Origin of the sequence: Actinomyces acetigenes, from assembly GCF_031296635.1 — a bacterium.
GTDB classification, from domain to species: domain Bacteria; phylum Actinomycetota; class Actinomycetes; order Actinomycetales; family Actinomycetaceae; genus Actinomyces; species Actinomyces acetigenes.
In genome coordinates, this window is sequence record NZ_JASPFC010000003.1 from 27067 (window position 1) to 50371 (window position 23305).

20 protein-coding genes are annotated in these 23305 nt (G+C 70.1%); 9 read left to right on the top strand and 11 right to left on the bottom strand.

Annotation, left to right across the window (positions count from 1 at the left end):
* Positions 1-4 precede the first annotated feature (4 nt).
* Together RIV14_RS01800 and RIV14_RS01805 are read right to left on the bottom strand one after the other, a co-directional pair.
* Positions 5-460, bottom strand: a complete 456-nt coding sequence (locus RIV14_RS01800) for a YchJ family protein (RefSeq protein WP_075373263.1) — start codon at positions 458-460, stop codon at positions 5-7.
* 2 nt (positions 461-462) lie between these two features.
* A complete protein-coding gene (locus tag RIV14_RS01805; RefSeq protein WP_178387904.1) occupies positions 463-1848 on the bottom strand; it encodes a M18 family aminopeptidase in 1386 nt (461 codons plus the stop codon).
* Positions 1849-1930: 82 nt separating this feature from the next.
* Here RIV14_RS01805 and RIV14_RS01810 point away from each other — a divergent pair, with 82 nt between their 5' ends.
* Both RIV14_RS01810 and RIV14_RS01815 read left to right on the top strand, forming a co-directional pair.
* Positions 1931-2584, top strand: a complete 654-nt coding sequence (locus RIV14_RS01810; RefSeq protein WP_075373264.1) for an HAD family hydrolase — start codon at positions 1931-1933, stop codon at positions 2582-2584.
* Between the two features lie 96 nt (positions 2585-2680).
* On the top strand, positions 2681-3244 hold the full coding sequence (locus RIV14_RS01815) for a GtrA family protein (protein ID WP_075373265.1): 564 nt from the start codon (positions 2681-2683) through the stop codon (positions 3242-3244).
* Between the two features lie 258 nt (positions 3245-3502).
* On the opposite strand, the gene RIV14_RS01820 is transcribed toward RIV14_RS01815, so the two are convergent.
* On the bottom strand, positions 3503-4222 hold the full coding sequence (locus tag RIV14_RS01820) for an aminoacyl-tRNA hydrolase (RefSeq protein WP_075373266.1): 720 nt from the start codon (positions 4220-4222) through the stop codon (positions 3503-3505).
* 361 nt (positions 4223-4583) lie between these two features.
* On the opposite strand from RIV14_RS01820, the gene RIV14_RS01825 reads away from it, so the two are divergent.
* On the top strand, positions 4584-5873 hold the full coding sequence (locus tag RIV14_RS01825; RefSeq protein ID WP_075373267.1) for a M48 family metallopeptidase: 1290 nt from the start codon (positions 4584-4586) through the stop codon (positions 5871-5873).
* Positions 5874-6667: 794 nt separating this feature from the next.
* On the opposite strand, the gene RIV14_RS01830 is transcribed toward RIV14_RS01825, so the two are convergent.
* The 4 genes from RIV14_RS01830 to RIV14_RS01845 form a co-directional block, all read right to left on the bottom strand.
* On the bottom strand, positions 6668-7735 hold the full coding sequence (locus RIV14_RS01830; RefSeq protein WP_075373268.1) for an LLM class flavin-dependent oxidoreductase: 1068 nt from the start codon (positions 7733-7735) through the stop codon (positions 6668-6670).
* A gap of 83 nt (positions 7736-7818) precedes the next feature.
* Positions 7819-8313 (bottom strand): methyltransferase family protein, encoded by a 495-nt coding sequence (locus RIV14_RS01835; RefSeq protein WP_075373269.1) that lies wholly within the window; start codon positions 8311-8313, stop codon positions 7819-7821.
* A 19-nt stretch (positions 8314-8332) separates the two neighbouring features.
* Positions 8333-10021, bottom strand: coding sequence for an MDR family MFS transporter (locus RIV14_RS01840; RefSeq protein ID WP_075373270.1), 1689 nt, complete (start codon positions 10019-10021; stop codon positions 8333-8335).
* Positions 10022-10070: 49 nt separating this feature from the next.
* Complete coding sequence (locus RIV14_RS01845; protein WP_075373271.1) at positions 10071-10847, bottom strand: TetR/AcrR family transcriptional regulator; 777 nt, start codon at positions 10845-10847, stop codon at positions 10071-10073.
* A 197-nt stretch (positions 10848-11044) separates the two neighbouring features.
* Between RIV14_RS01845 and RIV14_RS01850 the strand changes: the two genes are divergently transcribed.
* Entirely contained in the window at positions 11045-12334 is a 1290-nt protein-coding gene (locus RIV14_RS01850) for a Fic family protein (protein WP_275531691.1), read from the top strand.
* Positions 12335-12355: 21 nt separating this feature from the next.
* On the opposite strand, the gene RIV14_RS01855 is transcribed toward RIV14_RS01850, so the two are convergent.
* The 3 genes from RIV14_RS01855 to RIV14_RS01865 all read right to left on the bottom strand — a co-directional run bounded on the left by RIV14_RS01855 (position 12356) and on the right by RIV14_RS01865 (position 14738).
* Positions 12356-12805, bottom strand: coding sequence for an RpiB/LacA/LacB family sugar-phosphate isomerase (locus RIV14_RS01855; protein ID WP_075373272.1), 450 nt, complete (start codon positions 12803-12805; stop codon positions 12356-12358).
* A 108-nt stretch (positions 12806-12913) separates the two neighbouring features.
* Positions 12914-14347: a dihydrolipoyl dehydrogenase family protein gene (locus RIV14_RS01860; protein WP_256699350.1), complete on the bottom strand. Its 1434-nt coding sequence runs from the start codon at positions 14345-14347 to the stop codon at positions 12914-12916.
* Positions 14348-14588: 241 nt separating this feature from the next.
* Positions 14589-14738 (bottom strand): hypothetical protein, encoded by a 150-nt coding sequence (locus RIV14_RS01865; protein WP_178387903.1) that lies wholly within the window; start codon positions 14736-14738, stop codon positions 14589-14591.
* Positions 14739-14802: 64 nt separating this feature from the next.
* Between RIV14_RS01865 and RIV14_RS01870 the strand changes: the two genes are divergently transcribed.
* From RIV14_RS01870 to RIV14_RS01880, 3 genes are all read left to right on the top strand, one after another.
* Positions 14803-15153, top strand: a complete 351-nt coding sequence (locus tag RIV14_RS01870) for a type II toxin-antitoxin system RelE/ParE family toxin (protein ID WP_075373274.1) — start codon at positions 14803-14805, stop codon at positions 15151-15153.
* Positions 15154-15158: 5 nt separating this feature from the next.
* Positions 15159-15509, top strand: a complete 351-nt coding sequence (locus RIV14_RS01875; protein WP_075373275.1) for a helix-turn-helix domain-containing protein — start codon at positions 15159-15161, stop codon at positions 15507-15509.
* Positions 15510-15760: 251 nt separating this feature from the next.
* On the top strand, positions 15761-16831 hold the full coding sequence (locus RIV14_RS01880) for an alpha/beta hydrolase (RefSeq protein WP_075373276.1): 1071 nt from the start codon (positions 15761-15763) through the stop codon (positions 16829-16831).
* Positions 16832-16869: 38 nt separating this feature from the next.
* Here the strand turns inward: RIV14_RS01880 and RIV14_RS01885 are convergent, their stop codons facing one another.
* Entirely contained in the window at positions 16870-18867 is a 1998-nt protein-coding gene (locus RIV14_RS01885) for a restriction system modified-DNA reader domain-containing protein (protein ID WP_075373277.1), read from the bottom strand.
* Positions 18868-19278: 411 nt separating this feature from the next.
* Here RIV14_RS01885 and RIV14_RS01890 point away from each other — a divergent pair, with 411 nt between their 5' ends.
* Positions 19279-21825 carry a bifunctional lysylphosphatidylglycerol flippase/synthetase MprF gene (locus tag RIV14_RS01890; RefSeq protein WP_075373278.1) on the top strand — a complete coding sequence of 849 codons (2547 nt, stop codon included), beginning with the start codon at positions 19279-19281 and terminating at the stop codon, positions 21823-21825.
* Positions 21818-23296, top strand: coding sequence for an alpha/beta hydrolase (locus tag RIV14_RS01895; RefSeq protein WP_075373279.1), 1479 nt, complete (start codon positions 21818-21820; stop codon positions 23294-23296). The genes RIV14_RS01890 and RIV14_RS01895 overlap by 8 nt, the downstream gene beginning before the upstream one ends.
* Positions 23297-23305 lie beyond the last annotated feature (9 nt).

Consider the following 23305-nt stretch of genomic DNA (forward strand, 5'->3'; position numbering starts at 1 on the left):
GGCCCTATCCGACGGCGTCGAGGTAGAGCCAGCGGCCGGCGCGGCGGGTGAAGCGGGAGCGCTCGCGCAGGGCGTCGTCCACCACACCCCCGCGCCCGTCGCCGCTGCGGTAGGTGGCGGTGAACTCCACGATGCCGGTCTCGTCGTCCGCCCCGCCGTCGACGGTCTCGTGGATGGTCAGTCCCGTCCACCGGGTCCCGGGGTGGCAGTAGGGCCCCTCGGGGCGGGTGCGCGGGTGCCAGGTGCGGAAGAGGTAGTCCTCGTCGCCGACGACGAAGGCCGTGTAGCGCGAGCGCATGAGGGCCTGGGCCGTGGGCGCCGGGGCGCCGTCGTGGAGCGGCTCGCAGCACTGGGCGTAGGTTGCCCCACTGCCGCAGGGGCAGGGGTTGGCGCCGTGCACGCCGGCGGCCCGGATCGGCGAGTCCGGCCGGTCTCTGCGGCCGGTCCGCTTCCCCGCCATGCTCAGGCCCCCTGCCAGTAGGCGTGCAGGGCCTGGGCGAGCCAGGGGCCGTCCTGGACGCCGCACATCTCGCGAGCCGAGTGCATGCTCAGCAGGGGCACGCCGACGTCGACCGTGGTGATGCCGAGGCGGGTGGCGGTGATGGGGCCGATGGTGGAACCGCAGGGCACGGCATTGTTGGAGACGAAGTCCTGGCTGGGCACACCCGCCGCCGTGCAGGCACGCGCCCAGATCGCAGCGCCCGCGGCGTCGGTGGCGTAACGCTGCTGGGCGTTGATCTTGAGCAGGGGGCCGTGGTTGATGAGTGGCTGGACGGCCGGGTCGTGCAGGTGGGCGTAGGAGGGGTGGATGGAGTGCCCGGCGTCGGCGCTCACGCAGGTCGAGCGGGCCAGGAGGGCATCGAGGCCGTCACCACTGACCCCCAGGGCCCGGGCCAGGCGCCGCAACAGCGTCTCGAGGAAGGGGCCGCCCGCCCCGGAGCGGGTGTCCGAGCCGACCTCCTCGTGGTCGAAAGCCACCAGGATGACGGGGTCGGCGGGCTCGACCCCGGCGGCCGCGAGCGCCTCGAGGGCGACCAGTCCGGCGTGGACGGAGGAGAGGTTGTCCAGGCGGGAGGAGGCCAGGAACTCTCCGTCCCGGCCGAAGCGGGCGGGCGCCTGGGTGGGGTAGGTCAGGACGTCGTGGCCGGCGAGCTCGGCCGGGTCGATGCCGGCGATCTCGCACAGGTGGGTCTCGACGGCGTCGGGGGCGGCGTCGGGTTCGGCCAGCGACCACAGGGGCAGCAGGTGGGTCTGGCGCTCCAGGTGGAGGGTGTCGTTGACGCTGCGGTCCAGGTGCGGGGCGATCTGGGCCACGCGGGCGATGGGGCCGGTGCGCACGAGGTGGACGGCGCCGTCGCGGGTGGTCAGGCGCCCGGCCAGGCCCAGCTCGCGGTCGAGGAAGGAGGCGAGCAGGGGTCCGCCGTAGACCTCGGCGTTGATGAGCTGCCAGCCGGAGCGGACGAGGGCGGCGGCGGGCTTGAGCTTGAGGGCCGGGGAGTCGGTGTGGGCGCCGACGATACGCAGCCCCGCCCCGGGGGTGAGCGCCTCGGGCAGCGCCCAGGCGGCGATGGCGCCGTCGCGGATGACGTAGCCGCGGCGCGCCAGGCCCTCCTCCCAGGAGACGGTCTCGTCGACGCGGGTGAAGCCGGCCCCCTCCAGGCGGCGGGCGACCTCGGCGGCGGCGTGGTAGGAGCTGGGCGAGGCGGTGACGAAGTCGATGAGCGAGTCGGTGTAGGCGTCGTCGTCGCGCAGGATCGCACCGACGTCGGTGGCGGCCTCGGTGGCGGCGAGGGCACCGGGACGGGGGCTGAGTGAGGCACTGGCGGGCGTGCTGGCGGCATCAGTCATGGCCCCAGTCTTCCACCGGTGCGCCCCGCGCCCGGCCTATCTCCCGACCGAGACCCTCCGCGAGGTAGGGCAGAATCGGGGTGTGAGCATCTCTCAGCCGGTCATCCCGCCCGCCTCGTCCACGCCCGTGCGCGCCGTCCTGCTCGATGCCGACGGCGTTCTTCAGCTCATCGGCACCCCGTGGGGCGAGGCGCTGACCCAAGGCGGCGGACCCGCCTTCGCCCAGGCCATGATCGATGGTGAGACCGACGCCCTGGCGGGCCGGGAGACCCTGACCGAGCTGCTGGAGCGGGTGGTGGAGAGCCTGGGGCTGGAGCTGCGTGCATCGGACCTGTTGGAGATGTGGCACCGGGCCACGCCCGACCCTGTGGCCTGGCAGCTGGTGAGGGACCTGCGCGAGGCGGGTTACACCACGGTCCTGGCCACCAATCAGCAGTGGGAGCGTCGGGCCTGGATGCGCGAGCAGCTGGGCTATGACGGTCTGTGCGACATCGACGGTTACTCCTGCACGTTGGGGGTGGCCAAGCCGGATGCCGCCTACTTCCGCCGGCTGCTGGAGCTCGCGGGGGTGGGGGCGGACCAGGCCCTGTTCGTCGATGACAGCGCCACCAACATCGCCGCGGCCCGTGAGGTGGGCTTGCACACTATCCACCACCCGGCCGACGCCGGCGGCGAGCTGCTGCGCCGCGAGGTCGCCCAGGCCCTGACGCAGGCTGCCCCTCCGCCGCAAGGATGAGCCGGCGGGCCACTGTTCCTCCTTTCGGAACTTGCCCAGGCGGCGCGGTCGGGGAAGACTCCCTCTGACAGGAGCCATCACAGGGAAGGACACCTCATGGCAGGAACCGCGACGGACGACCACGCCCCTGGGACCACCACCGCTGATGCCGCTGCGTCCACCGTCGAGTCCTCCACCGCCGCGGCCCGCCGGGCTCCGGAGGTCTTCCTGCGCCTCATCACGGCGATCCACTCCATCCTGCCGGGCTTCGTGCGCAGCCGGCTGCCGGTGACCTTCATCGGCTACGCGATCATCAACGGCTCCGCCTTCTTCCTGGACATCACCTGCCTGTGGGTGTTCTACAACCACCTCCACTGGTTCTACCCGCTGGCGGTCACGGTCGGCTACGTCATCGCGGCCATCTACTCCTTCCTGCTCAACCGGTGGCTGAACTTCCAGGCCCACGGGCACGTCGTCGAGCAGGGGGCGGGCTACACGGCCGGGGTCATCAGCCAGTACGTCATCTTCATCCTGGGTCTGTCCTCGCTGCTGCACTGGTTCGGGGTCAACGCCGAGCTGGCGCGCGTCATCTCGGCCTGCTGCGAGGGCATCTACCTCTACGTGTTCATCCGGCTGTGGGTGTTCCGCGGGGTGCCGGAGCCCGAGAGGCAGCGCCGGTAGGTACCCGATCGGGGACGTACTTCTCCGACGAGGACTGCGTTGTCCTACAGATGACTGGGGTCCGACCTCAGTCACCTGGGGGAGAAGTACGTTCTGGACGGGAAACGCAGTTCCCGATTCAGAGTGTCATGGCTTCTAAGAAGCTCGCTCGGGCCAAAGTCCGGGGGCTGGGCGTCCTGGCGACGATGGCGGGCTGATGGAGGAGGCCCGGCGGGTCGCCGGTGTCCCTCTGCGGAGTGGCACTCCGACGCCGCGCGCTCACCAGGAGGCGCGGGTCGTCTCGGTGGGGCCGTCGAGCTCGGTGAAGCCGGCGTCGGTGACGCTCACGGGCCGGGTGGTGGTCTCCCACTGCTCCCGGATGGGCACGACGACGCGCACCCGGTAGCCGTCGTCGGCCCAGGCCCGCCTCAGGGCGGGCGGCATGGCGCTGCTCTCCCAGGCCAGCTGGGCGGCGTGGCCGCACTGGGCGGCCAGCTTGCCCGAGGTCATCTCGTGCAGGGGCGTGACCTCGATCGTCACCAGGGCCCCGGTGGAGGCCGACGCCGCCGTGAGCGCGATCTCCTCTGCGGCGGCCGGGTCCTTGGCGGCGCGGGCGGTGATCTCGGCGGGCGGCGGGGGCAGCTCGTCGCCGGGCGGGAAGTGGGTGCCCTCCACCTGGGTCTTGGCCAGGGCCCTGGGCAGGGGACGCACCGGACCGGGGACGAAGGCGCGGGCGGCCGCCTGCCCCCAGCCGGCGGGGCCGTCCTGGGTGACGGTGACGCCGTCGATATCCTGGACCTCCTCCCAGCGCTTGCCGCGGGCTCGGCGCACGAGCTTGCGGATGCGCCCGTCGCGCCAGTAGTCGACGGCCGGGTTCCACGGCCCACCGGGGGCGGCCGCAGGTGAGGCCAGGAGGGAGACGACGGCGCGGGCGGCGGCCTCGGCGACGTCGATCCGCCGGGGAGGGTGGACCTTGTCGTAGCGCACGGCGATCTGCATTCCCCAGGGCACGGCGTGGTCCGGGTTCCCGGACAGGGAGGGCAGGGGCGATGACGGCAGGGACGGCGATGCGGAGTGCTGCACGGGCAAGAGCCTACGGGGTCGCGATCGACGGCGTCAGGTCCCGCCTGCCTCCGGCTCCTGTGGGACGGCTGGAGTCGCAGGGACGTTCGAGGAGAACGATCGACCACTACCTTTTCCCACCAAACGGCGGATAATCGAGACGCGAAGATCCTCCTGAGGCAGGAGACGAATCCAGCGGCGAGTCGTTTAGGTTGCCGCCATGCGACCACCTGTTCCAACTACCGTCCTCGACCCTTCTGGCCTGACGCCGCCGGCCATGCCGCCCTCCCACCCGCGGATGTTCAACGGCGCGACTGTTCACGGCTTCAGGGGAATCCGTCAGCTGCGTCACCCTGTCGAGATTCCGCTCCTGATCGCCACCAGCATGGCCACTGCCCTGGCCTACCTGGCGTGGATCGCCCTGGTGATCTGGCTGGTCGCCGTGCCTGAACCGACCGGCCCGGGGGCGCAGGTTCGCGACTTCTTCCTCAGCGAGGAGGGCAGCGGCGCGCAGTTCCTCCTGCTGGTGCCCATCATCCCGATCATCCTGTGGGTGGTGCGCGCGATGACGTACGCCAAGCTCCGTGCGACCGCGGTCCAGATGAGTCCCACCCAGTTCCCGGAGGGCTACCGGATGGTTGTTGAGGCGGCCCGGCAGTTCGGCCTGCGCCGGGTGCCAGACGCCTACGTGACCATGGGCAACGGTCAGATCAACGCCTTCGCAGCCGGCCACGGCTACCGGCGTTTCGTGGCCGTCCACTCCGACCTGTTCGAGATCGGCGGCCGGGCCCGCGACCCCGAGGCGCTGCGCTTCGTGATCGGGCACGAGGTCGGGCACCTCGCCGCGGGTCACATCTCCATGCTGCGCCTGCTGTTCGTCACCCTCGGCCTCAACGTCCCGCTTCTGGGCAAAGCGCTGGTTCGGGCCCAGGAGTACACGGCGGACAACCACGGCTACGCCTACGCGCCTCAGGGGGTCCCCGGTGTCATGGGGGTGCTCTCCGGAGGCAAGTACCTGGGGGCCGAGGTCAACACCCACGCCCTGGCGGATCGCGCCACGCGGGAGAAGGGGCTGTGGCTCCATATGACCGTCTGGCGGTCCACGCACCCGGTCATCACCTGGCGCGCCCACGCCCTGCGCGACCGCAGCCGTCCGGGGCGGATCATGATCCGCCCACCGGAGTCCACCGCCTGGTTCCCGCCGTCGGCTCCCAGCGGCAGCGGGTGGTCCGGTTCCTGGCCGACGCCGGAGCAGATGCTCGCGGCGCTGGACTCCACCTCCTCGAGTGTGCCCAGTGAGGAGCAGTTCGGCCGCTACCCCGGCGTGGTCTACGACCTCCCCCGCGATGAGCTGCGCTGGGCCTCCCCCGTTCCCGTCCCTGTTCCGGTGGGAGCCGCGGCTCTCGGGCAGGACGCCTTCGCGGCCCCCTCGGGCGCGGCCGGTTCCGTCGGGCCGCAGCAGCCCGGCCCCTACGGGTATGCCCCACCAACGCCCCCTGTGCAGGACCAACGCGTGGACACCTCGGGGACAGCGCCCACCGAGGCAACGACTCAGGAGACTCCCCGCTCCGAGACCGACCAGCACTGATCCCGGCCGCTCAAGGCGAGCCCGCCTCAGCACCCGGGCATCTCCGGGTGGTGGATGACGGCTGGGCGGCTGACCAGTACACCCCATGACTGGGACAACACCTGAGGAAAATCAATGCAAAGGGAATGCCTATGCGTTTAAAATGTACTCGAAAATAACATCATTAGCCCCTTGAGAAAAGGAGACACCCAGCCTCAGGAAAAAGAACAAAGTCCGCGAACGGGTTCTCAGAATACTCTCAGGTACATTGAAGTGCTCCCTCAGGAGCAGTGGGTTACATAGTGACTGCCGCCGGACGGAACCGGTCGCGAGGGTTGGGGAGCCCAATGACCGATCGGATTTCGAGGCCGCTCGAGTTGATAGGGAGCTCGGCGTTAGCCGCTCTGGCGAAGGAGGGTTGAGTCCCCTCTGGAATATGGGATCCAGAGGCGATGTCACCCTCAACGACAGGGGCCTGTGGGGCTCGGAGAAGTCCGAGACCCACAGGCCACGTCATTATTGCCCGCCCACGAGGCTCCTGCACCAGGCAGAACCTTTTCCCACCCTCGTCCATCACGTCGGCATCTTATTAAAGCGCTGCTCCCGGATTATTGCTGAATCCTCAGAAGAAGGCCGACGCCGATCACGACGACGGCGAGGTCAACTCACCGGCCCTACTCCACGAGTGCGGGGTGCTCCTGAGTACGGCTCAGCGCCCCGCCAGACCTCTCCCCCTCGGCCCGCCCTCGTAGAGCGGGTCGGCCCGAGGCGAGAGTCGGGCCGACCCGCCGGATGGGCCGCAGCCACTGCGGACGTCACGCCTCCAGGGAGTAGCCCGTCACCGGCCCGGCGGTGTTGGGCTGCCAGCCCAGCGCCGGGGCGACGTACTCGGCGAAGGCCTGCAGGATGTGGAGGTTGAAGTCGACGCCGAGCTGGCTGGGGATGGTGAGCATGACGGTGTCGGCGGCATGGAGCGCCTCATCCTGAGTCAGCTGCTCGATGAGGACGTCGGGTTCGGCGGCGTAGGTGCGCCCGAAGGTCGACTGCAGGCCGTCGATGACGCCGATCTGATCGTGGGAGTCCTCGCCGCGCAGGGCGAAGAACCTGCGGTCGGTCTCGGAGACGATCGGGAAGATGGAGCGCGAGACGCTCACGCGCGGGGTCCAGTCGTGGCCGGCCTCCTTCCACGCCTCGCGGTAGCGGCGAATCTGCTCGGCCTGGAGGTGGGAGAAGCCCTCCCCGGTGGCCTCGGTCAGCAGGGTCGAGCTCATGAGGTTCAGGCCCTGGCGGGCGGTCCACTCGGCGGTCTCCCGAGAGCCCGCACCCCACCAGAGGCGCCGGTCCACGCCGGGGGCGTGCGGCTCGATGCGCAGGCGGGAGCTCGCGCCGGGGGCCATACCGCCGCTGGTGTCGAGGTCCGCCTGCGGGACACCCCGGACGGCGTCGAGGAACTGGGCGGTGTGGGCGTGCGCGACGTCGGCTCCACGCGGGTCGGCGCCGCCGGCGTAGCCGAAGGTCTCCCAGCCGCGACGGGCCTGCTCCGGTGAGCCTCGGGAGATGCCGATGGCGATGCGCTGGTCGGTGAGCAGGTCGAGGGCGGCGACCTCCTCGGCCAGGTAGAGCGGGTTCTCGTAGCGCATGTCGATGACGCCGGTGCCGACCTCGATGCGCTGGGTGCGGGCGCCGGCCGCGGAGAGCAGCGGGATAGGGGCCGCGGCCTGGCGGGCGTAGTGGTGGACGCGCCAGTAGGCGCCGTTGACGCCGATCTCGTCGGCGCCGACGGCGATCTCGACGGCGTCCTTGAGCGCCTGGCCGGCGTCGGGGTCGCCAGGGCCGCGACCGTGTCCGTAGTGTCCGAAGCTGAGGAACCCGAATGCTTTCATGCAGCCTTCAACTACGTGCGCCGTCGGATCATTCCGTCCGTTCGCGCGAGCCGTGTCACCCCGCCCTCGGGCGCCACGCGCCGTCAGCGCCGACGGTGAGCTCGGCAGCCTCCTCGAAGGCCCGGCACGCTCAGCCAGCGGGGAACGGCCTCCGTGTAGTCGAGGTAGTCCTGCCCGAACCGCGCCTCCAGGGCCTTCTCCTCGGCCGGGATCTGGTGGTGGTCGATGAGCCAGACGAAGCCGGCCAGCGGGATCAGCGCGGATGGGCTCCTGCGCGCGATCGCGTGCGAGAGCAGCAGGCCCGTCAGGCCCAGGTACATGGGGTTGCGTGTCAGCCGGTTGGGGCCGTCCACAACGAGGTGCTGGGCGCGCTCGACCCTCACCGGGTCGACCGTGGTGCGGTGGCGAAGAAAGTTGCCCGCGCTTCCGGCCAGCAGGCACAGTGAGCCCCCGACAACAGGAGCGGCCGCCGCCATTGACGACGGTGTCACTGTCCGACCACGAGTCATGGCGCACTGCGCCGCCCCCGCCATCGCCAGCAGCACTGCCGGGGGCGGTCGCCTGATGATCTGTTCCATCACCGGGTCATCCTCTCATCTACTGCGCCCCATCCCTCAACGCCGTCGGCTCGCTGACCTCGGCCTCAGCCGCGCCCTCGGCCTCAGCCGCGTCCTCAGCCTCGGCCTCGGCGACCTGCTCCAGCGCGGTCTTCTGGGACAGGGGCACCTCGGGCAGGAAGAGGGCGACGACGGAGGTCGCGACGAACAGCGGGATCATCCAGCCGAAGATCGGCAGGAGGGCATCGGCGTAAGAGCCGGCCACGGCGTCGTGCAGGGCGGTGGGCAGCTGGTTGACCAGGGCGGGCGTGAGCGAGGAGGTGTCGGCGTCCTTGAACTGGGCCAGCGCCCCCAGGACGGCCGGGTCCGCGCTGCGGGTCAGCGCGCCGATCCGATCGGTGAGGTGGGAGGTCAGGCCGGAGGAGAAGGCCGCGCCGATGAGCGAGGCGCCCAGGGACACGCCGACCTCACGGAAGAAGTTGTTGCCGCTGGTGGCCGTGCCCAGGTGCTTGGCCGGCAGCGCGTTCTGCACCACGGTGACCAGGAGCTGGAAGAACAGCCCGATGCCCGCCCCCATGAGGAAGGTGGCCGCGGAGATCTGCCAGACGGGCGACGTCGTCGACAGGCGGGAGAGCCAGAAGGCGGCGCCGGCGGCGATCAGGGGCCCCACGACCGGGTAGATCTTGTAGCGGTCGGTGCGCGAGACGAGCACGCCGGAGAGGATCGAGGAGACGAGCATCCCAATAGTGATGGGCACCAGGAGCAGGCCGGAGGCGGTGGCCGAGTAGCCGTAGACCATCTGGAGGTAGGTGGGCAGGTAGCTCATGACGCCGATCATGCCGCCCATCGCGAGCATGCCGACGAGCGTGGAGACGAGGAAGGTGCGGCTGGTGAGGATCGTCCAGGGCAGGATGGGGTCGGTGGCTCGCGTCTCGACGAAGCCGAACAGGCCCCAGCAGACCAGGCCGACACCCCCCAGGCCGATGATGACCGGGCTGGTCCACGCGTACTGGTTGCCGCCCCAGGTGGCCATGAGGACAATGGCGACGGCGCCGGCGTTCATGAGCGTGAGCCCCCACCAGTCGATGGGGCTGGTCAGGCGGCCGGAGGGCAGGCGCAGCACCAAAAGGATGGCGATGAAGGCCAGGACGCCCAGCGGCAGGTTGATCCAGAAGGTCCAGCGCCAGGAGACGGAGTCGGTCAGCCAGCCGCCGATGATGGGTCCCAGGATGGAGGCGACGCCGAACATGGCTCCCATGGGGGCCATGTAGGTGCCGCGCACGCGCGGCGGGATGAGGTCGCCGGTGATCGCCTGGGAGGAGATCATGAGGCCGCCGCCGCCCAGCCCCTGGATGAAGCGGTAGATGATGAGCTGGGTCATGGAGTCGGCGGTACCGCACAGGGCCGAGCCGATCAGGAACAGGCCGATGGCCACCAGGAAGAGGTTCTTGCGCCCCACGAGGTCACCGAGCTTGCCGTAGACCGGCATGGCCACGGTGATGGCCAGGGTGTAGGCGGTCAGGATCCAGGCCATGTGGGCGGCGCCGCCGAGGTCGCCCACGATGGTGGGCAGGGCCGTGCCGACGATCGTCTGGTCCATGGCGGACAGGAACATGACGATCAGGAGCGAGGCGTAGACCGCCCAGAAGCGGCGGTCGGGGCGGAACTCCGCCCCCGGTTCGTGGAGGGCGGTGCCGGCGGAGGCCGACGTCGAGGTGCGTTGAGTCATGAGTGTGGCCTTGTCGGTTGAGGGCGAAGGATGGAAACGGTCGGTTCAGTCAGCTGCGAGAAGGACGGGCAGAGCCCCCGCGTGGCTTCCCCAGCGGGCTCGACGGCGTCGGGTCGCCGGCAGCGGTGGGGGCCGCGGCGTCGGACCAAGGCGGGGAGACGACCTCGGAGATCGCCTCGACCATGGCGCGGACGGCGTCAACCAAGCTGGTCTGGGGGCACTGGCCTGAGACCTCGGGGTTCACAGGACTCTCGGAGGCCCCGGGGTTCTCTGAGCGCGCTGCGGCTTCACGGCGTTCCTCCCAGGGGTGGGAGCGCCCGCACCACAGGTCCAGGGAGCTGCGCTGGATGGCCATGGCCAGGGCGAGGACGGCGCGGGTGCGCGGGTCGTCGGGCTCAGCTCCCAGGCGGCGGCCGGCGGCCTCCGCCAAGGACTGGGCGACGATGCGCAGCCGCTCGTGGACGGCACGCTCCACCTCGGGGTTGTCCCGCACGATCTCCGGGAAGGACAGGAGCCAGCCGCGCTCAGACTCGACGGCCTCGGCGCCGGAGGCGAGCAGGTCGCCGAGGTCCTCCAGGAGGCTTCCGGAGCCGTTGACGAAGGCCTCGACAACCTCGGGCGTCGGGAGCTCCGGGCCGACGACGAGGAGGTCGGCCTTGGAGGAGAAGTGGTTGAAGACGGTGCGCCGGGAGACTCCGGCCAGGGCGGCGACGTCATCGACCGTCATCGCAGCGTAGCCGCGCTCCCGGGTCAGGGTGAGTGCGGCGGCGCGGATGGCGGCGCGGGTGCGTCGCGCCTGGGTTGCGCGCAGGTCGGCTCGTGTCACACCGTCATCTTGCACTCAGTGCATGATTGCACTCAATGCAGTTCAGTGCGAGGTTCCTCACGGCGGTGCCGGCTCATGCCGTCCGCTCCACCGGCGACCGCAAACCGGCCACCAACGTTGCACAAGCAAGCCGTTTGTGACACCTTACGACTTAAAGTGTCATCGAGACCTCGGACATGACACGCTAAGGAGGATGAGTGGGGCAGTGGATCATTGGTCACTGGGATAACCCGCACAGCACCGGGCTGAGCCGTCGTGACCGCCGCTCAGGCGAGTACCGGGCTTACGTGCCGGATCCACTCATCGGCTCCGGTCTGAGGCTCAGTCCTGACATCGAGGCGCTGGCGGCCCAGGCCGAGCAGCGAGTTCGTACGCTCACCATTTCTCCCGCCATGACTGCCGTCTCGAGGTTTCTCCTGCGCAGCGAGGCGATCGCCTCATCGCGGATCGAGGGGATCGCGCCATCGGCCCACAAGGTCGCGCTGGCGGAGCTCGGCCAGCATGAGGAGGTCAAGGGGCTCAGCACCCAGGCACGCACCGTCGCCAACAACGTGACGCTGGTTCGCGCGGCCGTTGAAGAGCTGAATGACACGGCGCCGGTGGACGTTGACCGGCTACTGGCCCTGCATCGCAGCCTCCTACCCGATTCACCGGAGCATCATGGAATCCGAACGGTTCAGAACTGGCTGGGGGGATCCTCGTATCACCCCATTGAGGCGGACTTCGTGCCGCCTCCACCGGATCTGGTTCCTGGTCTGATCGAGGACCTGTTGCGGTACCTCAACGGCGCCACGCATGCTCCGCTCATTCAGGCGGCACTCGTCCACGCGCAGTTCGAGACGATTCACCCGTTCACGGACGGTAACGGCCGCGTGGGCCGAGCACTCATCCACACGGTACTGACTCGCCGGGGGCTGCTTCCCGGCATGGTGCTGCCGACGAGCCTGGTCCTGTCGACGCTGAGTCATCGGTATGTCGAGGCGCTCTCCGCCTATCGGGGAGAGGACGCCGCTGATGAGGCTGAAACCTCCCCCGGCCAGCACGCATGGATCGCCTTCTTCCTTGAAGCGGTCATACTGGCCTGTGACCAGGCGGAACAGATCTCTTCCGAGCTCGACGACGTGCGCTCCGACTGGGCAAGCGCGCTTGAGGCGTGGGCCAGTCGGGAGGGCACCGGTCGCCGCCCGCGCAGCGACTCGGCGACGTCGCGCATCCTTGAGGGACTACCCGCTACCCCAGTCCTGACCATCTCGACGGCGTCGCAGGTCTACGGGGTCTCGCGCACTGCGGCGACGCGAGGACTTGAGACGCTCCGGGCTGCCGGGATCCTCACGACGGAGTCGATCGGCGCAGGGCGCCGCGCGTACACGGCCCGCGCGGTGCTGGACACCATCACCTGGGCCGAGCGCCGCCTGGCCAGCACACGCTTCGACACCAGAGTCTCCGCACCGGCGCGCGCAGTTCCGGCGCGGCCCACACCTCGTTAGGCGGCTCGCGCGGGGCCGCCGTCAGGAGTGGAGGCGCGCCTCGTAGGCGGCGATCTCACCAACCTTAGGGCCGTAGCTGCTGGTGGGGTCGTGGCGCAGGTCGAGCCAGATGTCAATGAGCGCCCAGGCGGCCGGGGCCGCGATGACGTTCTGTCCCATGCACAGGATCTGGGCGTCGTAGTTCTCCACCGAGCCGCGCACGGTGAGCAGGTCGTGCGCGGTTGCTGCGCGCACCCCGGGCACCTTGTTCGCGGCGATGGCCGTTCCCACGCCGGTGCCGCAGATGAGAAGCCCACGGTCGACCCGTCCCTCGGCGACTGCCCGGGCGACCTGGAAGGAGACCTCCGGGTAGGTGATGTCCGGTGTGGACAGGTCGACGACGCCGCTCACGCGCCCGTCCCCGGCCAGTCGTTCCTCAAGAGCGTCCTTCAGGAGGGTTCCATTGCCCGGGGCACCGATGGCGATTCGCATGCGCCCAGTCTCTCAGACTGGTGCCACTCAAGGCGAGGCTGCTCCAGGCTGATATCGCTGAAGACCTCTCATCCGCTTCCCATGGACGCCACGTGGCGCCGCCGCATATCACCTCTTCGGGTGGAGCAACTCGCTCGGGAGGGATTCGATGAGGCGCAGCCATATCTCACTGGCGGTGGGGTAGGCGGGCACGGCGTGACGCAGCCGATGGACGGGGACGCCCGCAGTGATAGCGATGGTGGCGGCGTGGATGAGCTCACCCGCACCAGGGCCCACGAAGGTGGCTCCCAGCACGGCCCCCGTCTGCCGGTCGACGACGAGCTTGGCCTCACCGTGGGCATCGTCGCGCAGGAGGGCAGCTCCAGCAGCCGAGGTGTAACCGACCTGGGCGGTGACGACGTCGTGGTCGAGGGCCCGGGCCCTCTGCTCGGTCAGGCCGCTGGAGGCGAGCTGGGGATCGGTGAAGACGACTTGCGGGACCGGGATGCTCTCGGGCACTGGTTCGGACTCGCAGCCCGCCGCATGGGCGGCGATCCTCTCCCCTACAACGCGTGCTCGGTACTTGCCTATGTGGGTCAACTGGGCCTCACCACTGGCGTCGCCGACGGCGTAGAGCCAGTCGGGCAGGCGACCGGCCAGGACGTCGTCGGGCTCCAGGCCGACGGTCTCCAGCCCTATGCCGGTCAGTAGAGGGCGACGGCCGGTGGCGACCAGAATCTCATCGGCCTCGATGGTTCGACCGGCACAGGTGACCGTGACAGAGCCGCCATGGATACGACCGAGCCCGGTGTCACTGGCCTGGGACCGCTCGGCGGCAGTCACCCGGGCATCCGTCATGACGGTGACACCGCGGGCAGTGAGAGCCTCCTCGATGAGTCGGGAGGCGAAGAACTCCGCAGCCGACAGGAGGCGGGGACCACGCACCAGCATGGTGACATCGCAGCCCAGGGCGGACATCCACGTGGCGGCCTCGCAGGCGACGACCCCGCCACCGACGACGATGAGATGCTGCGGGATCTCCTGCACGCCGGTGGCGTCACGCGAGTCCCAGGCCTCAAGGCCTTGGAACGCAGCAGGCATGACGGGCTGCGCGCCAGTGGCGAGAACGACAGCGCGGCGGGCGCGAAGGACCCGCTCCCCCTCAGCGGTTCTCACGGCGACGCGCCGTTCGCCGTCGAGGCGAGCCCATCCGCGAACGACGTCGAGGCCGGCACCCTCGGCCCAGCGCACCTGACCAGCGTCGTTGTAGCGGGAAACCCACTCGTCACGACGCTTGAGCAGATCGAGCACGGACAGTTCGGCCGGGCGCAGGCCGCTGAGGTTGGCGGACGCCGCCGCGACCTCGATAGGCACGAGGAACGCCTTGCTGGGCATGCAGGCGTAGTAGGAGCACTCGCCGCCCAGGAGCTCGCCCTCAACGAGGACCGCGGTCAGGTCGGTGCCCTTGATGGCGTACTGGGCGACGTTCTCCCCCGCCGGCCCGCCACCGATCACGACGACATCATAGGTGCTGGTCTGCTCAGGCACTGTTCCCCTGCTCATGCCACCGATGCTGCCACGCATCTCGGCCGGCTGACCAACTTGTACGGCGTGTCGAGCCTCAGGCCAACCGCAGCGGAGTGATGGCATCGATCTGCATCGAAAGACGGTCCTCCGCCACGTCAAGGTCATATTGGGTCTGCAGGTTCAGTCAGAACTGCGCGGATACCCCGAAGTACGTGCCGAGCCGCAGCGCCGTATCCACGGTCACCGCAGGCTCGGTGGGCGACCTCCCATCCCTGGCTCAGGAGGTCAGAAGGTCGTAGGCGGTGACGGCGCACACGCCCAGGAGGAGGATGCCGAAGGCGGTCGTCAGGGTCGACGCTGAGGCCCGTTTCGTCAGCGGTCCGCCGAGGAGCCCTCCCACCGCCGAGGTCGCAACGAATACCGACACCATAGACGTCTTGCGGCGGGACTCGGCACACTCGCTTAGACCCTACAGGTGCTACCATGTCAAGGTGTGGAGCGTCGACATCGAGCTCATCGCAGGTTGGCTGACGTCACTGGACAGCGGCTCGCAGGAGCAGGTCGTCGCGGCCATCGAGCTGCTGGAGGAACAAGGACCTCGGCTCGGTCGCCCGCTGGTGGACACCATCAAGGCCTCTCGCCACAAGAACATGAAAGAGCTGAGACCAGGATCAACAGGGAGATCCGAGCTTCGAATCCTATTCGCCTTCGACCCAAAACGGCAGGCAATCCTGTTGATTGCTGGAGATAAATCCGGAAATTGGACCCGTTGGTACAAGCGGAACATACCCATAGCCGACGATTTGTTCGACAAGCACTTACAAAACCTGAGAGGAGAGTAGACACCATGCCCATGACGATTGCAGAGTTCTTGGAAGTACATCCGGTAGACAGAGAACAGGTTGACGCCCATAAGAAGCGGATGCTTGCCAAGATCCGCGCATATCGTTTGCGCGAACTGCGCAAGCAGGCTGGCCTCACTCAGGCACAGTTAGCAGATCGAATCGGCGTCAGACAGCGTCAGATATCAAAAATCGAGTGCGGCGAATTTGAGGACTTGAAGAGCAGCACCATCCGGCGATACCTGGAGGCTGTCGGAGGAAATCTGCCCATCGACGTGACAGAATCTCAAAGACCCCAGGCGGCTCAAACATCCCGGCAGCGCCAACAACTCGTTCAGGCGGTCAGGAGGTCGTAGGCGGTCACGGCGCAGACGCCCGGGAGGAGGATGCCGAAGGCGGTCGTCAGGGTCGATGCTGAGACCCGTTTCGTCAGCGGTCCGCCGAGGAGCCCTCCCACCACTGATGCCGCCGCAGATACACCCCACCCACCTCACTTCGACAGAAACTTCAGAAACGACGCGGCTCCGGGTCGATTGTGAAGTTTTGGTTGGTGAGTGAGAGAGGCGTCGTGGAGCCCCCGTCCGGAGAGCGGTGCCATCATGGGGTCGTGAACGCAACGACCGAGCACGCACCGGCGGACGCCTGGGGGCCGGACTTCCTGGGCCCGGGCTTCGAGGCCCGCACCCTGGAGCTGCTGCCCGACGACGAGGACGACGGCGCCGTCGCCACCCTGGTGCGCCACCTGCCGGCCCTCGACCCCGGCGCCCTGCCGGGCACCCCCACCACCCCCACCTTCATCTACCTCTACCTGCACGGCTGGAACGACTACTTCTTCCAGACCCACCTGGCCCGCGAGATCTCCCGCCTGGGCGGGGCCTTCTACGCCCTGGACCTGCGCCGCTACGGCCGTTCCTGGCGCGAGGGCCAGATGCTGGGCTGGTGCACCTCGCTGACCGACTACGACGAGGACCTGGGCCTGGCCCTGTCCGCCATTCGCACCGACCAGGGCTGGGAGACCGAGGTCGTCCTGTCGGGTCACTCCACCGGCGGACTCATCGCCTCCCTGTGGGCCGACCGCCACCCGGGGGCCCTGCGCGCCCTGGTCCTCAACTCCGCCTGGCTCTCACTCCAGGGCTCCGAGCTCGTGCGCACCGTCGGCGATCCGGTGCTGCGCACCCTGGCGCTGCGCGACCCGCACATGTCGATCCTGGACGGCTGGGTCGACCCGGCGCGCGTCTTCTCCATCACCGACGGCTGGGTCCCCGAGCGCGACGGCGAGCTGCCCGATCCCGCCTGGGCCGACGACCCCTACGTGACCGGCTGGAACATCAACCCCGCCTGGTCGATCAAACCCTCCGCGCCCGTGCGTGTCGGCTGGCTCCAGGCCGTCATGGAAGGTCACAACCGCGTCGCCCAGGGCCTGGATATCCGCTGCCCGGTGCTGTCCATGGGCGCGGCCTCCACCCGGCTCGGAGTGACGTGGATGCCGGAGTCCAGGAGCGCGGACACGATCATCGACGCCGACGCCACCGCCCGCCGCGCCGTCATGCTCGGCAAGCTGGTGACCATCGCCCGTTTCCCCGGCGGGGTCCACGACCTCACCCTGTCCGAGCCGCCCGTGCGTGAGCAGGTCTTCTCCGCCCTGCGCCGCTGGATGTCCGCCTACGTGCTGCGCTGACCCGGTCCGACGACGGCCAGCGGCCCAGGCCAAGGGCCTCAGAAGCTGCGGTCGGCCAGGTTGTCGCGCAGGTCCCCCAGGTGAGGGCCGTGCACCCCCACGCGCCACACGCGCCAGCCGTCGGCGTCGGTGACTGCCTGGGCGGCGTTGGCGGCCGACGTCGGGTCGGTGAAGGAGCGCCCGTCGGACAGGGTGATGACGCCCTCCACCGACAGGATCGCCTCGTGGTAGATGCCTCGACGCAGCCGCTGCCAGACGAGCTGGGTCGGTTCGCCCAACGAGGCCGCCACGGCCGCCAGCTCCGCGGTCTCCTGGACCTGGAGGGACTTCGAGGGATCCCCGCCCAGCGCCTCGGCCACCGGGTCAAGCGCATCGGCCGACCCGCGCAGCGGCTCCCAGGACACAAGCGGCACCGCGCCGGTGGGCGCCTCCGGGCGGGACTCGCTGGGGGCGACGGTGGACCAGGCCTGCGCGGCCCGCACCGAGTGCCCGCCGCCGGAGGAGACGCGCGAGGCGTCTAACTGCGCGGCCGGCGCAGCCGAGGAGGCCTCCGCCTGAGAGCGCGCCGCCCGCGAGCGCCGCCCCATGCGGGTGCGCGAACCGGGCTGGCTCGGGGCATCGCCGATCTGCGGGGCTCCTGCGGTATCGCGCGTCTCATCGGCGGCGAGCGGAACGGAAGAAGGCGCCGAGCCGGCCGACGCCGCTGAGCCGCTCCCCCCGGACAGGCTGCTCCCGCCGAGGATGTCCACGCCTCCGGCCAGGGCGGCGATGGCCCGCTGCCCGGCGCTGGGGTCATCGGTGGAGTCGGGGTGGCCCGGGTGGCCGACGTCGTCGGCAGAGGGCTCGTCGCCGGGGTCGTGGTCGGGGTCGCCGGGGCGGTCCGCGGGCTCGGACGCGGCGGGAGCCTGAGGAGCATCCTCGGAGCTCTCCGGGCCCGGCTCGGGCCGGCTCGCCGTGGCCTCGTGCTCGGCCTCGGCACCGCGGACGGCATCGGTCGTGGTGTCATCGGGGGCGGCGTCAGCGGCGTCCTGGGTCGGGTCCTGCGCGGGGGTGGAGACGTGGGCGTCGTCGGCAGGGGGCTCGGCGGCGTCTTCATCCGGTTCGGGCGCGGCCTGTCCGGCAGGCTGGACGGCGTCGGCCTCGGCGGAATCCTCGGGCTGGGCCTCGTCCCCGCCCTGGGCGGAGGGGGCATGTACCTGGGGCTGCTCGGCGGTGACGGCCACCGGCTCGAACAGCTCGGAGAGCGCGTCGGCAGCACCCGTTGCGGCGAAGGCTCCCGCCGGAATGGCGGCGCCGGTGTCATCAGCGCCCTCAGCGTCGGGGCCGTGCGCCGGCTCGGTGGGGATGACGATCTCGATGGGGCCGGTGACCGGGCTCATGTGCTCGGCCTGCTCAGTGGCGTCAACGGCCCGCGAGCCACTCGAACCGGCGGAGGCGGAACCGGCCAGGGCCGGGCGGGGCGCACGGGCCACGAGCAGCGGTCCCCCGGCGGCCACATCCAGCCCGGAGATCTTCTCCACCACGACGACGATGCGAGACTCGTCCACGATGCGCACGTCCACCTCGTGGATCTCCAGCCCGGAGGAGGCCAGTACTCCCAGCCCTCCGACGACGTCAGGCTCCAGGGAGGCGCTCAGGATCGTCAGCCGCGGTCCGGCCTCGGCCTGGGCGGGCATTGCCTCGCGGAACTCGTTCCAGTCCTGGCTGAAGGCCCCCAGCCCGCCGGCGTACCTGCTGGCGATCTCGCGGCGGCCCGCGGTGGCGGCCTGGGTCAGGCGCGACATGGCGGCCAGCAGCCCCGTGGAGTCGATTCTCTCCAGGACCTCGACGACGACGACCTGCCCGGTGGCGTCCAGGGCGGTCAGGCTCGCTCCGGTCTCGAGCTCCTCCCATGACAGGGGGAAGAGCGGACGACGCAGGACGTCGACGATCTGACGCTGGATGGCGACCAGACTGTGAGACAGGGTGATGGCGTCAGCGGAGCGACCCAGGCGCACGGGCAGGAGGTGGTTGCCGTCGAGCTCGTACATGGCCATGGATGGGGCCGCCTTTCCTCGTCGTCCTGCTCCGCGATGGCCCCCAGCACAGGTGAGCACGCACGTGGACAGCTCACAGTCGAGTCACCCACGAACACAGTACCCAGCCATCCTGTCACGACCGCCAGCACACGGCAGACTATCTCATGACGGCAACGAGCAGTGGGCCGCCACCCCATCACATCAGTCCGCGCACAGTGAGAAAACTGCGGCAGCACACCTAGATCGAGGTTATCTCCTAGGGTTGTCCCTGAATCTTGGAGAGACCGGTCTCATGGTCGCATCCGCCTCGAGGTGGATGAGGATGGCCGGGAAGTGGATAAGAATGTCGGCTGGTCGGCTCCCGACGGGGAGCCCCTCCACCCCTTTCGCACCACTAGCCTCCCATCACCTACCGCCTGAGGAGCGTTCATGCCGTCGGACTCGTCCACCACGACTCCCCCGGACGCACCCGAGCTCGCGCCCTCCCCGGCGCCCTCCTTTGCCCCATCGCCGTCGTCCTCGCCAGCGGCCCCCGCATCGCGGCCCTCGCACCTGAGCGCCTACGCGCACCGAGCCTGGCAGGCCACGCGCACCTGGCTGGCCCCGGCGCCGGCCGCGGCCACCTGCGCCGTGCTGACCCTGGTCATCAGCATCGCCCTGCTGCCCTGGGGGCCCCGAGGGCAGATCGCCCTGTCCGCCTACATTGACCAGCCCCAGCGGGTGTGGACCCTGCTGACCGCCTGGGCGGTCCCCGGCCACCTGCTGCCGGTGACCGGAAGCCTCATGCTGCTGTCCGTCGGCGTGCTGCTGGAGCGACTCCTGGGCACGCGGCGGTGGCTGGCCACCGCCGCCGTCTCCTGCGCCGGGGGCATCGTCCTGGCCCAGGCGCTCTACCCCCTTATCGGCCGCGTGTGGGAGGCCTGGTCCCCCTACCTCGTCCACCCCCCGATCCAGGGCATCAGCCTGCCCACTGCCGGCCTGGTGGCGGCCTCCACCAGCGTCATGCGCCCGTCCTGGCGACGGCGCACGCGCCTGGTGACCTTCGCCGTTCTCGTCGTCTCGGCCGCCGTGACCGGAACCGTGGGCGCGCTGGCCCGTCTGGGAGCCGGCGTCATCGGCCTCATCATGGGAATCGTCCTGGAACGCGGGCAGCAGACGGCCCCCTCCCAGGAGCTGCCCCGACGTGCGGAGCGCGAGCTCGTGGCCTTCCTGGTGGCCTGCTGGGCCGTGAGCTGCGCCCTGGCGGTAGTGAGTAACGCCGCCGGCCCCTTGGCCGACGCCCGCTACGGGCTGACCCCCGCCATCCTGCCCAAGGACGCCGTCATCTACCCCGTCGAGCAGCTCCTGATGTGCATGCCGGCGCTCCTGCAGCTGGTCCTGGCCGACGGCCTGCGCCGCGGGCGTCGATCAGCGGCCTACGGCACCATCGCCCTGCAGTTTTTCCTGGGAGTGTGCGCGGCCCTGTTCGCCCTGGTGGAGAAGATCGGCGAGCAGCTGCCCGAGTCCGGTCCTACCACGACCCAGCTCCTGCACAGCTGGCTGCGCTCGGGGCACCTGCTGGTGCCGCTGCTGCTCAACATCGTGGTCATCAGCCTGGTGGTGTGGACCAGGAGGCGCTTCACCCTGGGGTCGCGCCCGGGCGTCATCCGCCGCGCCGTCGTCGCCTGGATCCTGACCCTCCTGGGTGGGGCGGTCCTGACCGTCGCCGGGGGCCTGCTCATGTCTCATGACTTCTCCCCCTACGCGACCTGGCCCGCCCTGCTGGAGACCTACGTGTCCTACCTGCTGCCCATCAGCACCGGCGGCATCATGAGCCTGATCGTCGCGCCCCTGACGCCCCTGGCCTACCTACTCACCGCGTGGGTGCCGGTCCTGGTGTGGCTCCTGACGATCCTGTGGGTGTGGCTGGCCCAGTCCGCTCCCGCCCGCACCCGGGTCTCCGACCGCGAGGAGCTCGTCGACCTGGTGCGCAGCCGCGGCGCCGGGACCCTGGGGTGGATGCTCACCTGGCAGGGCAACGAGGCCTGGGTCAATGAGGCGGGCACGGCCGGTTTCTCCTACCGGCCCAGCCGCGACGTCGCCCTGACGGTCGGGGACCCCGCCGCCGACGACGCCGACGTGGCCCAGGCGGTGCGCGACTTCGCCGACTTCGCCACCGACGCCGGACTCATCCCGGCCCTGTACACGGTGCACGCCCCGGCGATGGAGGCCGCTCGCGCCATGGGCTGGACGATCCTGCAGGTGGCCGAGGAGGCCGTCCTGGACCTGCCGGACCTGGCCTTCCGTGGCAAGGCCTACCAGGACGTGCGCACTGCCTTCAACCACGCCAACAAGGAGGGCGTTGAGGCGGTGTGGACCACTTTCCGCGACTGCCCGGCCGGCCGGCGCGACCAGATCCGGGCCATCTCCCAGGCCTGGGCCAGTGACAAGCCGTTGCCGGAGATGGGCTTCACCCTGGGTGGCCTGGCCGAGCTTGACGACGCCGAGACTCGCCTGCTGCTGGCCATTGACGCCGACGGCACCGTCCAGGGCGTCACCTCCTGGCTGCCGGTCTACCGCGACGGGCGCGTCATCGGCCTGACCCTGGACTTCATGCGACGCCGCGAGGGTGGTTTCCGCCCCGTCATGGAGTACCTCATCGGGCGCGCCGCCCAGGACGCTCAGGCCGAGGGCCTGGAGATCCTGTCCCTGTCCGGGGCGCCGCTGTCCCGCTCCGCACCAGCCGACGGAGGATCCTCCTCACGCTTCGACCCGCTCCTGAACCTGCTGGCCTCCGTGCTGGAGCCGGCCTACGGATTCAGCTCCCTGCACGCCTACAAGCGCAAGTTCAAGCCGCGCTCAGTGCCCATGTACCTGGCGGTTCCCGATCTGGTGGACCTGCCCACTGTGGGCATCGCCATCGCCCGGGCCTACCTGCCCGGTCTCAAGCCCTCTCAGACGGCGCGCTTCGCCCAGGTGCTGATGAACCGTGACTGAGGTCGGCGGTGCTGGTGCGCCCACCGCCGACGCCGCCACTGCCGTCAACACTGCCGGCAGCACCGCTGACGTGCAGGCCTCGGGCGGCGTCGTGGGCGCTCTCAAGGCCGTCCACATCCTCCAGCCCTGGCTGGGGGCGGCCTGCGCGGTCGTTGCCGCGGTAGTCATCGCCTGGCTGTGGTGGCGGCGCACCCGCTACCTGCCCTGGTCTCGCCAGCTCGTCGTACCCGGCGCCGCAGCGGCCAGCGCGGTGACCTCCTGGCTGGTCGTGGACGTCATCTGGCATCCCATCGCCGACGGCGTCGGCTGGTTCGTGTGGACCTGGGTGGGAGTCATCGGTCTCGTTATCGCCCAGCTGGTCACCGGTAACCGCACCGAGGGGCGTCACCAGGCGGTGCATTCACGCAACCGCCGCCTGGTACGCGCCACGGAGTCCGCCTCCAGCCTCGTAGCCGTGGTGGCCTCCTCGCTGCTGGCGATCAACGCCTTCTTCGCCTCCTACCCGACCCTGGCATCGGTCCTGGGCTACGGGGTGGCGACCACACCACTCAACCGTCTGCAGGGCGCCGCGGCCCAGTCGCCGGCACCCGTGCGCGGCCGCGGGACGCTGGAGGAGACCTGGAGGCCGCCGTCGGACATGCCCGCCCGCGGTGAGGCGGTCACCGCCGACATCCCGGCCGGCGACCAGTCCGGGACGAAGGGCTTCACGCCGCGAGGGGCCTTCATCTACCTGCCGCCGGCCTACCTGAGCTCACAGCGCCCGGCCCTGCCAGTCCTCGTCCTGCTCACCGGGCAGCCGGGAAGCCCGTCGGACTGGTTCGAGCTGGGGAACCTGAAGGACACGATGGACGCCTACGCGGCCAACCACCACGGCCTGGCCCCGGTGGTCGTCGTCGCCGACCTCCTGGGCAGCCCGTACGCCAATCCCCTGTGCTCCGACACCGAGGCCGGCGGCAAGGTGGCCACCTACCTGGAGAAGGACGTCCCGGCCTGGATCAGGGCGAACCTGCAGGTCGACGACGACCCCGCCCACTGGGCGGTGGCAGGCCTGTCCAACGGAGGCACCTGCGCGATGCAGGTCGTCACCCGCTCACCGGGCGTCTACCGCACCTTCCTGGCTATCAGTGCCGAGGAGCACCCCACGCTGGGCAGCGTGGAGCGCACCATCTCCGAGGGCTTCGGCGGGGACCGTGCCGCCTACGAGGCCAACGATCCGATCTCCCTGATGTCCGCCGCCCCACCCGGCCGCTACGACGGCATCGCCGGCATCTTGTCGGTGGGCCGCCAGGACAAGGGCTACCGCGGGGCCGTGCCCGTCCTGACCGAGGCCGCCACGAAGTCCGGAATGACCGTGAGCACCCGCCAGTACGACGGCGCCCACACCTGGGCCGTGTGGGGGCCGGCGCTGGCCGACCAGGTCGACTGGCTGGGCGGGCGCCTGGGTATCGCCTCGCCGTCGCCGGCCTCCTGATCCCAGCCC